The sequence below is a fragment of the Zoogloea sp. GW822-FHT05C07 genome (genome assembly GCF_058800215.1).
This window is the reverse complement of record NZ_CM179510.1, coordinates 850,611-863,191: the sequence shown is the minus strand read 5'-3', so window position 1 is coordinate 863,191 and position 12,581 is coordinate 850,611. Positions and strand designations below refer to the sequence as shown.

Here is a 12,581-nt window from a genome sequence, read left to right as displayed (position 1 = left end):
GTGGATCAGACGACGGCTTCCTGCTTTTCCTTCTTGGGCTGCATGAACTGCTCGCGGGACACGCCGAGCCACATGACCAGCGGGCTGGCGACCAGCACCGAGGAGTAGATGCCGAAGCAGATGCCGATGGTCAGCGCGAGGGCGAAGTAGTACAGGGTCTCACCACCGAACAGCAGCATGGACAGCACCATGATCTGGGTGCAGCCGTGGGTGATGATGGTCCGGCTGATGGTGCTGGTGATGGCGTGGTCGAGCACCTGCGGGGTGGTGAGGCCGCGCTTCTTCTTGAAGATTTCGCGGACGCGGTCGAAGACCACCACCGATTCGTTCACCGAGTAGCCGAGCACCGCGAGGGTGGCGGCGAGCACCGGTAGCGAGAACTCCCACTGGAACAGCGCGAAGAAGCCCAGGATGATGATCACGTCGTGCAGGTTGGCGATGATCGCCGAGACGGCGAAGCGCCATTCGAAGCGCATCGCCAGGTACACCACGATGCCGCCGATCACCAGCAGCAGGGCCATGGCACCGTCGGAGGCGAGCTCCTTGCCGACCTGCGGGCCGACGAACTCGACGCGGCGCAGCTCGGGCTTGGGGCCTTCGATGGCGCCGAGGCTGGCGATGACCTTCTCGCTGACCTTGCCGGTTTCGATGCCGTCCCGGTTGGGCAGGCGGATCAGCACGTCGCGGGAGCTGCCGAAGTTTTGTACCTGGGCGTCCTGGTAGCCTTCCTTGGCGAGGGCTTCACGCAGCTTTTCGAGGGCCGGCGGTTCGCTGTAGCTGACTTCCATCAGCGTGCCGCCGGTGAATTCGACGCTGAAATGCAGCCCTTTGGTGGCGAGGAAGAACACCGCGAGCAGGAAGGTGATCAACGAAATGACGTTGAACACCAGCGCGTGCTTCATGAAGGGGATGTCTTTGTGGATCCGGAAGAATTCCATTTTGCGTGTCCGTTTCGTGTTCTGTACGCGTCAGACGCCCGGCTTCCAGACCTGGCCGATGGCCAGTTTCTCGAGCTTGCGCTTCTTGCCGTAGATCAGGTTCACCAGGCCGCGGGAGACCAGGATGGCGCTGAACATGGAGGTCATGATGCCCAGGCAGTGCACCACCGCGAAGCCGCGCACCGGGCCGGAGCCGAAGATGAGCAGCGCGATGCCAGCGATCAGCGTGGTGACGTTGGAGTCGAGAATGGTGTCGAAGGCGCGGTCGTAGCCGGCGTGGATGGCCGCCTGCGGGCTGGAGCCGTTGCGCAGTTCCTCGCGGATGCGCTCGTTGATCAGCACGTTGGCGTCGATCGCCATACCCAGCGTGAGCGCGATGGCGGCGATGCCGGGCAGCGTCAGCGTGGCCTGCAGCAAGGACAGCAGGGCCACCAGCAGCAGCAGGTTGGAGGCCAGGGCGATCACCGACACGAAGCCGAACAGCATGTAGTAGATGCACATGAAGGCGGCGATGGCGATGAAGCCCCACAGCGTGGAGTGGAAGCCCTTGTTGATGTTGTCGGCGCCGAGGCTCGGGCCGATGGTGCGTTCCTCGATGATCTCCATCGGCGCGGCGAGGGAGCCGGCACGCAGCAGCAGCGCGGTGTCGGTGGCTTCTTCGGAGCTCATGCGGCCGGAGATCTGCACGCGGCCACCACCGATTTCGCCGCGGATGACCGGGGCGGTGACGACTTCGCCCTTGCCCTTTTCGATGAGCAGGATGGCCATGCGCTTGTTGACGTTCTCGCGGGTCACGTCTTTGAAGATGCGCGCGCCGGCGGCGTCCAGCGTGAGATGCACGGCGGGCTCGTGGGTCTGGCCGTCGAAGCCGGGCTGGGCGTCGGTGAGGCGCTCGCCGGTCAGCACGACCTGCTTCTTGACCAGCAGCGGACGGCCGCCGCGCTCGTTGTAGAGCTCGGTGCCGGCCGGCACGGCGCCGGTCATGGCGGCTTCGAGGGCACCCGGGGTCTCGTCCACCATGCGGATTTCGAGGGTGGCGGTGCGGCCGAGGATGTCCTTGGCCTTGGCCACGTCCTGCACGCCGGGCAGCTGGACCACGATGCGGTCGAGGCCTTGCTGCTGGATCACCGGCTCGGCCACGCCGAGTTCGTTGATCCGGTTGTGCAGGGTGCTGATGTTCTGCTTGATCGCGAATTCCTGGATGGTCTTCTGGGCCAGCGGGGTGAGGTTGGCGGTCAGCTTGAAGTCGGCGCCGTCCTGGCCTTCGACCAGCTGCAGGTCGTTGGTGTTGGCGGTGATCACGGCCTTCGCGCGGGACTGGTTTTCGGTGTCGCGGAAACGCACGACGACGGTCTGGCCTTCACGGGTGATGCCGGTGTGGCGGACGTTCTTGTCGCGCAGCAGGGTGCGCAAGTCGCCGGTGGTGGCGTCGAGGCGCTTGGTGACGGCGCCCTTCATGTCGACCTGCAGCAGGAAGTGCACGCCGCCGCGCAGGTCGAGGCCCAGGTACATGGGCAGCGCGTGGATGCTGGTGAGCCACTGGGGGCTGGCCGACAGCAGGTTGAGGGCGACCACGTAGGACGGGTCGCTGGCGTCGGGGTTGAAGGCCTTTTCGACGACGTCCTTGGCTTTCAGCTGGGTGTCGGTGTCATGGAAGCGGATGCGCACGCTGTTGAGGTCGGCAAACAGGCCGTCATGCTGGAGCCCGGCTGCGGCGAGGCTTTCTTCCACGCGCTTGAGGGTGGCGGCGGCGTCCAGCTTGAGGGTGGCCTTGCCGCTGGATACCTGGACAGCGGGCACCTCGCCGTAGAAATTCGGCAGGGTGTAGATCAGACCCCACAGCAGCACGAGGCCGATGAGGAGGTTTTTCCAGAGGGGGTAGCGGTTCATGGTCGGGCGGAAAGGGTGGATGACAGGCGCAGTGGCGCAGCGGCGCATCAGCACGGCCGAGGTGGGGCCCCGGCCGTCAGCCGGATCAGATCGACTTCAGGGTGCCCTTGGGCAGCACGGCGCTGATGGCGCCCTTCTGCACGACGATCTGGGTGTTGGCGGCGATTTCGACGGTGACGTAGGCGTCGTTGAGGGCGACGACCTTGCCGACGATGCCGCCCTGGGTCAGGACTTCGTCGTTCTTCTGCAGACCGTCGAGCAGGGCCTTATGTTCCTTGGTGCGCTTCATCTGCGGGCGGATCATCAGGAACCACAACACCGCGAACATGAAAATCAGCGGCAGGACGCCGGTGAGGCTGGACAGGGGGTCTTGTCCAGCGGCCGGGGCGGCCTGGGCAAAGGCGTTGGAAATCAGCACATTAAACTCCGGTGGGCAGATGCAAAGCGTCGGATTATAGCAGCAGCCCGTTGCAGGCTTTCGACCGGCCACGCCCGGCATGGAGTGCGGACGCTATGACAAAAAAAAGCGGCGTCTGCCTTGCGACAGACGCCGTCAATCTCCACGAGGGAGAGGAGGGAGAAAAACCCGGTTGGCTCGGCCTCTGGAGGGCCGTCTGGCAGCGCTCAGGCTGCCTTGCTCATCTCGTCGCAAAACCGCTGCCAGTTGGCGGACATTGCAGAAAACATTTGCTCGGCGGCCAGCAGGGGCAAGAGGCCCATGCGGTGCTGGCTGCGCATGAAGGTTTCCATGTGCGGGGTGCAGAGGGTGTTCTGCTCTTCTTTCAGAAGCTCGAGGAAGCGGCCTTCGGCGGCGCCCCAGAACTCGGACGTGCCGACCCAGCCGGTATCGGCGGTGGCTTCGCGCAGCGCCTTGCGCCACAGTGCTTCTGCTCTCTCGACGGACACGCCGGCCTTGCGGGCGTGCCAGGGTAGGGTTTTAGGTGTCTTCATTTGCTGTTACTCCGGTATGGGGAGCATCAAACAACGCGGGGCTACTTCTGACAGCCGCTCGTTGGCGGCTTTGTGGTGCGCTGCAAAACCGTGTTTTGCGGCGCGTTTCCCTGATTCTACGTAGCTTTGTTAGCCCTCGATACGGCTTGTTTGCTGCATTGCACAACTCAAGTTTAGGTGCTTGCGACTCCGGCCGCAAGTTGTGGCGGTGTTTTTTTCATTTTCGGCGAGGTAATTTGTCACAAAAAACCTGGGCCTCGGTTGAGCTCCGGGCGGGCGCTAGAATGGCGGCCTTCGCTGCCTTACGTATCGCTCCATGTCCCAGCTGCTCGACAATCTCAATCCTGAACAACTCGCAGCCGTCACGCTCGAGCCCCAGCACGCCCTGATTCTGGCCGGCGCCGGTTCGGGCAAGACGCGGGTGCTCATCACACGCATCGCCTGGCTGCTGCAGAACGGCTACTGCAGCCCGCAGGGCATCCTGGCCGTGACCTTCACCAACAAGGCCGCCAAGGAGATGCTGACCCGCCTGTCGGCGATGTTCCCGGTCAATACCCGCGGGATGTGGATCGGCACCTTCCATGGCCTGTGCAACCGCATGCTGCGCGCCCACTACCGTGATGCAGGCCTGCCGCAGCTGTTCCAGATCCTCGATTCCGGCGACCAGCTGGCGGCGATCAAGCGCCTGCTGAAGGCCCTCAACGTGGACGACGAGAAGTTTCCGCCCAAGGAGCTGCAGCACTTCATCAATGGCCAGAAGGAGGCGGGTACCCGCCCCGCGGCGGTCGAGGCCTGGGACGACTACACCCGACGCCGGGTCGAGCTTTACATGGAGTATGAAGCACAGTGTCAGCGCGAGGGAGTTGTGGATTTCCCCGAGTTGTTGTTGCGCAGCTACGAATTGCTGGAGCGCAACGAGCCGATCCGCCGCCATTACCAGGGGCGCTTCCGCCACATCCTGGTGGATGAGTTCCAGGATACCAACGTGCTGCAGTACCGCTGGCTGAGCCTGCTCGCCGACGGCGGGCGCGAAGGCTGCGCCAGCCTGTTCTGCGTGGGCGACGACGACCAGTCGATCTACCGCTTCCGTGGCGCCGAGATCGGCAACATGCGCGACTTCGAAAAGGACTTCAAGGTCGGCAGCGTGATCCGCCTGGAGCAGAACTACCGCTCCCACGGCAACATCCTCGATGCGGCCAACGCGCTGATCGCCAACAACAGCAAGCGCCTCGGCAAGCAGCTCTGGACCGACCGCGGCGCCGGCGAGCCGATCCGCGTCTACGAGGCTTTCACCGATACCGACGAGGCGCGCTGGGTCGTCGAGGAGATCCAGTCCCTGGTGCGAGATGGCATGAGCCGTGCCGACATTGCGTTGCTGTACCGCTCCAACGCCCAGTCGCGGGTGCTGGAGCACCAGTTGTTCTCCAGCGGCATTCCCTACCGTGTGTATGGCGGCCTGCGCTTCTTCGAGCGCCAGGAGGTGAAGCATGCGCTGGCCTATCTGCGCCTGATCGCCAATCCGGACGACGATACGGCCTTCACGCGGGTCGTCAATTTCCCGACCCGCGGCATCGGCGCCCGCTCGCTGGAGGTGCTCGGCGATGCGGCGCGGACGTGGAACACGCCGCTGTACCAGACGGTGCCGCACCTCAGCGGCAAGCCGGGGGCGGCGCTGGCCCAGTTCGTGGCGCTGATCGAGCGCCTGCGCCAGGAGACGGCCAGCCTGCGCCTGCACGAGATGGTCGATCACGTGATCGAGCTGTCCGGCCTGCGCGCCCACTACAAGGCGGAGAAGGAAGGCCAGGAGCGCCTGGAGAACCTGGATGAACTGATCAACGCGGCGGCCAACTTCAGCGCTGAGTTGGGCGCCGGCGATGTGCCGGGGGAACACGGCTCGACGCTGGCCGAGTTCCTCGCCCATGCCTCGCTGGAAGCCGGCGATCACCAGGCCGACGTGGGCATGGAGGCGGTGCAGCTGATGACCGTCCATGCGGCCAAGGGGCTGGAGTTCGACGTGGTCTTCCTGTCCGGCCTGGAGGAGGGCTTGTTCCCTCACGAAAACAGCGCCCTCGAACTGGACGGGCTGGAGGAGGAGCGGCGCCTGATGTACGTGGCGGTGACGCGGGCCCGCCAGCGCCTGTATGTAAGCTTCACGCAGAGCCGCATGCTGCACGGCCAGGTCCGCTACAACCTGCGCTCGCGCTTCCTGGAAGAGATCCCCGAGGGCCTGCTGAAGTGGCTGACGCCGCCCAATCCGCGGCGCAGCTTCGTGTCCGAGCCGTCCACCCGCTACTACAACCCCGGTACGTCGCGGCCCGCCGCGCCGAGCATGCCGCCGCCTCCGCCGCAGAAGTCCCGCGACCTGGGTGGGCTGGCGATCGGCCAGAGCGTGCGCCATGCGCGCTTCGGCGACGGGGTCATCGTTTCGGCCGAAGGAAGCGGCAATGACGCGCGTGTCCAGGTCAAGTTTGCCGAGGCCGGCAGCAAGTGGTTGATGCTGGCAGTGGCAAAGTTGATACCCGTGTAATGGATTTCAATGACAATATTGTTTGCATGTTGTTTGAATGAATTCATTTGGAGGCGGCGAATTGGAGTCGGAACTGGATAGCAAGTCCCTGATCGAGGTGCATGTCGAAGCGTCCGCCGCGCCGGCGGCCGAGCTGGCGATCCGCCAGGACGGCGATCAGTGGGTGGGGGAATGGTGCGGTGGGCGCCTGCGTGTCCGGCGTCCGGCCGCCCTGGCCGAGAAGGACGGCTTGGTCTGCATCGTGCGCGGCAGCCCGCGCAGCGGCGCCAGTGGCGGCATCCGTCCGGCCGACCATTGGCTGGGCCTGTTTGCCAGCCGCGGGAGCGCGGCCATCGAAGACATCGCGGGGCGCTTCGCCCTTGCCTTCATCGACACCCGCCGCAACGCGGTCACGCTGTTCAACGACCGCTTCGACTCCGATCCCTGGTGCTATGCCGAGGACGGGGGCGCGCTGGCCCTGTCGGACCGGGCCAACGGCGTGCCGGTGCGGAGCCGCTCCGTAAGCGCCCAGGCGGTCTTCAACTACCTCTACTTCCACGTCATCCCGTCGCCGAACACCATTTTCAACGAGGTGAGCCGCCTGCTGCCGGCATCGCGGCTGGAGTGGCAGGGCGGCGTGCTGAAGCTGGCGCGCCACTGGACGCCGCGTTTCGAAGAGCGCCCCGGCATGAGCCTGGAGCAGGCCAAGGGGCGCTTCATGGAGATCGTGCAGACCTCCGTCGAGCGGGAATACGTGGGCGAGGGCACCGGTGCCTTCCTGTCCGGCGGCACTGACAGTTCGACGGTGTCCGGCATGCTCTGCCGCATCAGCGGCAAGCCGGCCAGGACCTACTCCATGGGCTTCGATGCCCAGGGCTACGACGAGATGGAGTACGCGCGCATCGCGGCGCGCCATTTCAAGACCGATCACCACGAGTATTACGTCACCCCCGACGATCTGATCGACGGCATTCCGAAGGTGGCGCGGTCCTACGACCAGCCCTTCGGCAATTCCTCCGCCGTGCCCGCCTGGATCTGTGCCAGCCAGGCCAGGGCCGATGGCATCACCAAGCTGCTGGCCGGCGATGGCGGCGACGAGCTGTTCGGCGGTAATGCCCGCTACGCCATGCAGCGCATTTTCGGCTGGTACAACACCATCCCGTCCCTGCTGCGTTCCGCGGTCGTCGAGCCCATTTCCGCCCTGCCGGGGATGAAGCGCATTCCGCTGGTCCGCAAGGGCGTGAGCTACGTCGAGCAGGCGTCGATCCCGCTGCCCGACCGGATGGAGATCTACAACCTGCTGATCCGCCTCGGCATGGACAAGGTCTTCACGCCGGCCTTCCTGCAGGGCATCGACGTGCATGGGCCCGGCCAGCTGCAGCGCGCCACCTGGGCCGAGGTGGGGGAGGCCAGCCTGGTGAATCACATGCTCGCCTTCGACTGGAAATACACGCTGGCCGACAACGACCTGCCCAAGGTCGTCGGCACGACCCGCCTGGCTGGGCTGGACGTGGGTTTCCCGCTGCTGAGCGACGAGTTGCTCGACTTTTCCCTGAGCCTGCCCACGGAGTGGAAGCTCAAGGGGCTCAAGTTGCGCTGGATGTTCAAGGAGGCCCTGCGCGGTTTCCTGCCGGACGAGATCATCACCAAGAAGAAGCACGGCTTCGGCCTGCCCTTCGGCGTGTGGGCCATCAAGCATCCGGGCCTGCGCAAGCTCGCCAGCGATGCGCTGGAGTCCTTCGGCTCCCGTGGCGTCATGCCCCAGGCCTTCCTGCGCGAGGTGCTCGACAAGCACCTGCCGGAGCATCCCGGCTACTACGGGGAAATGGTCTGGATCGTCATGGCGCTGGAATACTGGCTGCAGGCTCACGCACCGGACTGGCGTTTCACCGGTGCCTGATGGCGCAGGGTCGTAGTCAGCCGGAAATTCCACACGGCGGCGACCGAAAAGTGCGGGAATGTAAGGCGGTTTATGCAAAAATGAAGTCGGCCGCTTGCCCTTTTCGCACTTTCCAGAAGGCTCGCCGATGCCCGCGCCCCCAGCGCCGAGAGTCTGCCGGGGGACGTTCGATCACCCGATCGTCGACATTCATCTCCTCTTCGAGGATTCGAGAAAAATGACTGCGCTTGCTGAAAAGCTTCTGGATAAGTACTACAAGGACAGCCCGCACCCCTACCGTCTGTACGAGGAGGAGGTGAACCGGCTGTTGAAGAGGACGGACACCCTGCTGGACGCGGGTTGCGGCCGGACGATGCCGGTCCTGAGGAAATACCTGGGCAAGGCCGAGCGCCTGATCGGTGTCGAGCTGGTCGATTTCACCGACAGCACGCCCGGTATCGAGACCTACAACGCCGATCTCGGCCGCCTGCCGCTGCCGGACGCCAGCGTGGATCTCATCATGTCGCGCAGCGTCTTCGAGCACCTGACCGATCCCGAGTCCGTGTATCGCGAGTTTTCGCGGATTCTCCGGCCGGGCGGCTCGGTGGTCTTCCTGACCGCCAACATCTGGGATTACGGCACGATGGTGGCGCGCATGGTGCCCAACAACTTCCACGGCAAAATCGTGAAGTACGTGGAAGGGCGCGCCGAGGAGGACACCTTCCCGACCGCCTACAAGACCAACAGCCCGCGTCAGGTGGCCGATCTGGCCGCCGCTGCGGGCCTTGAAGTCAGCGGCTTCCAGTACGTCAGCCAGTACCCCAACTATCTGATGTTCAACGGGCTGCTGTTCTTCATGGGCATGTGCTTCGAGAAGCTCATCAGCCAGGTCGAAAGCCTGGCCTTCCTGCGCGGCTGGATTCTCGTGACCTTGCGCAAGCCCTTGAAGTGAGCTCGGCGCGCCCGGCAGCTCTCGCTTGCCGGGCGGGCGGGATCAGGCGCCGCGCAGTTCGGCGTGGAGGGCGGTGAATTCCTGGGACAGCTTGTGCTTCGGGTCCAGGTGGATCATCGGCTTGGCCTGTTCGTGGCTTTCGCGGATCTTGATCGAACTGGACAGGTAGGTCTTGAAGATCGGCAGGCCTTCGTCGATCAGTTCCTGCACCAGCTTCTGGGGCAGGCTGGCGCGGGGCTGGAACTGGTTGACGACGATGCCTTCCACTTCGAGGCCACGGTTGTGGTCGGCCCGGATCTCCTGCACGTTCTCCATCAGCGCGTAGAGCGCCCGGCGGGAGAAATCGTCGCAGTCGAAGGGGATCAGGCACAGCTGCGTCGCGATCAGCGCCGAGCGGGTGTAGAAGTTGAGCGCCGGCGGCGTGTCGATGAACACAGCGTCGAAGTCGTCGGCCAGTTCGTCGAGGGCGTCGCGCAGCTTGAAGATCTTGTAGCGGGATTCGAGCTTGCTCTGCAGCTCTTCCAGCATCGGGTGCGACGGGAGGATGGACAGCTTGTCGAAGGGCGTCGGGTGGACGAACTCGGCGGTCTTCTTGGGGCTGAACTTGAAGGACAGGGTCTGCTCGAACAGGCCGGCGAGGGTGTCGTCCACGTTGTCGGCGGCGTCGCCGAGCAGGTAGTGGGTGGAGTTGCCCTGCGGGTCCAGGTCCACCACCAGCGTGCGCAGGCCTTGCTGGGCGCTGATCGCCGCCAGGTTGCAGGTGATGGTGGACTTGCCTACGCCACCTTTCTGATTGAACACCACGCGTCGCATCTTCGTTCCTCTGTTTGTCTGTCCGTGCATTTTCAGGCGGGTGCGATTGTGCCACGCAATCGGGGGGAGTCCGTATTTACCGAAGGTGCGTTATCGCGCTTGCTCGGTTAAACTCCCGGCAAACAAGACGTAGCGGGTATGCCATCTCCCGGCATGCCAGCTCCAGTCGGACTTTCGGCGATCCCGGCGTTCGGCTGTCATATATAAGACTCATGCCCGATCCGGGCATCCACATATTTCAGACTTTCGGCACACATCGCTTTCGCTGCCGCCGCTGCCGACCCGACGTCGGTTCCGGGGACGGACGCGATATACCCGTTTTGAGAGAAGAGAGAACATGGATAAGGATTTCATTGCCGCCGCCCTCGAATACCACCGCGCACCGACGCGCGGCAAGATCGCGGTGGTGCCCACCAAGGGCCTGACCAACCAGCGCGACCTGGCGCTGGCTTACTCGCCCGGCGTGGCGGCAGCCTGCGACGCAATCGTGGCCGATCCGGCTGACGCGCAGGAATACACCTCCCGCGGCAACTTGGTGGCGGTGATCACCAACGGTACCGCGGTGCTGGGCCTCGGCAACATCGGCCCGCTGGCCGCCAAGCCGGTGATGGAAGGCAAGGGCTGTCTGTTCAAGAAGTTCGCCAACATCGATGTGTTCGACATCGAGCTGGCCGAGAACGACCCGGACAAGCTGATCGACATGATCGCGGCCCTCGAGCCGACCCTCGGTGGTGTGAACCTGGAAGACATCAAGGCGCCCGAGTGTTTCTACATCGAGCAGAAGCTGCGCGAGCGGATGAACATCCCGGTTTTCCACGACGATCAGCACGGCACCGCGATCATTTCTGCCGCGGCCATGCTCAACGGCCTGAAGGTGGTCGGCAAGAAGATCGATGAAGTCAAGGTGGTGTGTTCTGGCGCCGGCGCCGCGGCCATCGCTTGTCTGGACCTGTGGTGCGGCCTCGGCATCAAGCGCGAGAACGTCTACGTCTGTGACTCCAAGGGCGTGATCTACGTCGGTCGCGACGAGAAGATGGAGGCCAACAAGGCCCGCTACGCGCAGGACACCGAATACCGTACGCTGGCTGATGCGATGGTCGGCGCCGATGTGTTCCTCGGCCTGTCCACTGCCGGCGTGCTGAAGCAGGACATGGTCAAGACCATGGCCGCCACGCCGCTGATCTTCGCGCTGGCCAACCCGACGCCGGAAATCCTGCCGGAACTGGCCAAGGAAGTCCGTCCCGACGCGATCATCGCCACCGGCCGTTCGGATTACCCGAACCAGGTCAACAACGTGCTGTGCTTCCCATTCATCTTCCGTGGCGCGCTGGACGCCGGCGCTACCAAGATCAATGAAGAAATGAAGCTGGCCTGCGTGAAGGCCATTGCCGAGCTGGCCGAGGCCGAGCAGTCCGACGTGGTGGCTCAGGCCTACGGCGGCGCCGACCTCAATTTTGGCCCGAACTACCTGATTCCGAAGCCCTTCGATCCGCGCCTGATCGTCAAGATCGCGCCGGCCGTCGCCCAGGCTGCCATCGATTCCGGTGTGGCGACCCGCCAGATTGACATGGACGCCTACGTCCAGAGCCTCAATGAGTTCGTGTACCAGTCCGGCATCATCATGAAGCCGGTGTTCACCACCGCCAAGGCGATCCCCGTCGAGCAGAAGCGCGTGCTCTACGCGGAAGGCGAGAGCGAGCGCGTGCTGCGCGCCGTGCGTGCCGTGGTCGACGAGCACCTGGCCCGTCCGATCCTGATCGGCCGCCCGGCGGTCATCGACATGCGCATCGAGAAGTTCGGCCTCAACCTCCAGGCCGGCCGCGACTTCGACGTGGTGAACGTCGAGTCCGATCCGCGCTACCGCGAGCTGTGGCAGGAGTACTACCGCCTGATGGGCCGCGACGGCGTGACGCCGGACTCCGCCCGCGAGGCCCTGCGCAGCGACTCCACGCTGATCGGCTGCATGCTGCTGCGCCGTGGCGACGCCGATGCGCTGGTGTGCGGCACCACCGGTTCCTACGACCACCACTACCGCCACGTGGAGAGCCTGATCGGCCTGAAGCCGGGCGCCAAGCTGTTCGCGGCGATGAACATGCTGCTGCTGCCCAAGCGCATCCTGGCGATTGCCGACACCTACGTGAACGAGCTGCCGAGCGCCGAGGACATTTCCGAGATCTCGCTGATGGCGGCCGAGGAAATGAAGCGTTTTGGTATCGAGCCGAAGGTGGCGTTGCTGTCCCACTCCAACTTCGGAAGTGCCCGCAGCACCTCGTCCCTCAAGATGCGCGCGGCCCGCGACATCCTGCGCGACAAGGCGCCAGCGCTGCAGTGCGATGGCGAGATGCACGGTGACTCCGCGCTGTCCGCCGAGATCCGCGACCGCCTGCATCCGGAATCGACCCTCACCGGTGAAGCCAACCTGCTGGTGATGCCCAACCTGGACGCCGCCAACATCGCCTTCAACCTGCTGAAGGTGGCCCATGGCGAAGGCGTGTCGGTCGGCCCGATCCTCCTCGGTGCCGCCCGTGCGGTGCACATCCTGACCCCGTCGGCCTCCGTGCGCCGCCTGGTCAACATGACGGCCCTGGCCGTCGTGGATGCCCTTGAGCAGCGCACCGAAAAGTCGGTCTGAGTCAGTACCTCGTTGCGGTG

At 64.6% G+C, this 12,581-nt stretch carries 9 protein-coding genes; 4 read left to right on the top strand and 5 right to left on the bottom strand.

Annotated elements, in window-relative coordinates:
• Positions 1 to 5: 5 nt before the first annotated feature.
• The 4 genes from secF to AC3QL2_RS03990 form a co-directional block, all read right to left on the bottom strand.
• A complete protein-coding gene (secF, locus tag AC3QL2_RS04005) occupies positions 6 to 938 on the bottom strand; it encodes a protein translocase subunit SecF (RefSeq protein WP_493235409.1) in 933 nt (310 codons plus the stop codon).
• A gap of 30 nt (positions 939 to 968) precedes the next feature.
• Complete coding sequence (gene secD / locus AC3QL2_RS04000) at positions 969 to 2,828, bottom strand: protein translocase subunit SecD (RefSeq protein ID WP_493235410.1); 1,860 nt, start codon at positions 2,826 to 2,828, stop codon at positions 969 to 971.
• Positions 2,829 to 2,913: 85 nt separating this feature from the next.
• Positions 2,914 to 3,246, bottom strand: coding sequence for a preprotein translocase subunit YajC (gene yajC / locus AC3QL2_RS03995; protein ID WP_493235411.1), 333 nt, complete (start codon positions 3,244 to 3,246; stop codon positions 2,914 to 2,916).
• Positions 3,247 to 3,452: 206 nt separating this feature from the next.
• Positions 3,453 to 3,779 (bottom strand): hypothetical protein, encoded by a 327-nt coding sequence (locus AC3QL2_RS03990; RefSeq protein ID WP_481119190.1) that lies wholly within the window; start codon positions 3,777 to 3,779, stop codon positions 3,453 to 3,455.
• A 316-nt stretch (positions 3,780 to 4,095) separates the two neighbouring features.
• Here AC3QL2_RS03990 and AC3QL2_RS03985 point away from each other — a divergent pair, with 316 nt between their 5' ends.
• The 3 genes from AC3QL2_RS03985 to AC3QL2_RS03975 all read left to right on the top strand — a co-directional run bounded on the left by AC3QL2_RS03985 (position 4,096) and on the right by AC3QL2_RS03975 (position 9,116).
• Entirely contained in the window at positions 4,096 to 6,306 is a 2,211-nt protein-coding gene (locus AC3QL2_RS03985) for a UvrD-helicase domain-containing protein (protein ID WP_493235412.1), read from the top strand.
• Positions 6,307 to 6,343: 37 nt separating this feature from the next.
• The gene (locus tag AC3QL2_RS03980) at positions 6,344 to 8,185 is read left to right on the top strand and encodes an asparagine synthetase B family protein (RefSeq protein WP_493235413.1); all 1,842 of its coding nucleotides are present in this window, start codon (positions 6,344 to 6,346) and stop codon (positions 8,183 to 8,185) included.
• A gap of 217 nt (positions 8,186 to 8,402) precedes the next feature.
• A complete protein-coding gene (locus tag AC3QL2_RS03975; RefSeq protein WP_493235414.1) occupies positions 8,403 to 9,116 on the top strand; it encodes a class I SAM-dependent methyltransferase in 714 nt (237 codons plus the stop codon).
• Between the two features lie 42 nt (positions 9,117 to 9,158).
• On the opposite strand, the gene AC3QL2_RS03970 is transcribed toward AC3QL2_RS03975, so the two are convergent.
• Entirely contained in the window at positions 9,159 to 9,929 is a 771-nt protein-coding gene (locus tag AC3QL2_RS03970; protein ID WP_493235415.1) for a ParA family protein, read from the bottom strand.
• 337 nt (positions 9,930 to 10,266) lie between these two features.
• Between AC3QL2_RS03970 and AC3QL2_RS03965 the strand changes: the two genes are divergently transcribed.
• Entirely contained in the window at positions 10,267 to 12,561 is a 2,295-nt protein-coding gene (locus AC3QL2_RS03965; protein ID WP_493235416.1) for an NADP-dependent malic enzyme, read from the top strand.
• Positions 12,562 to 12,581: the final 20 nt, after the last annotated feature.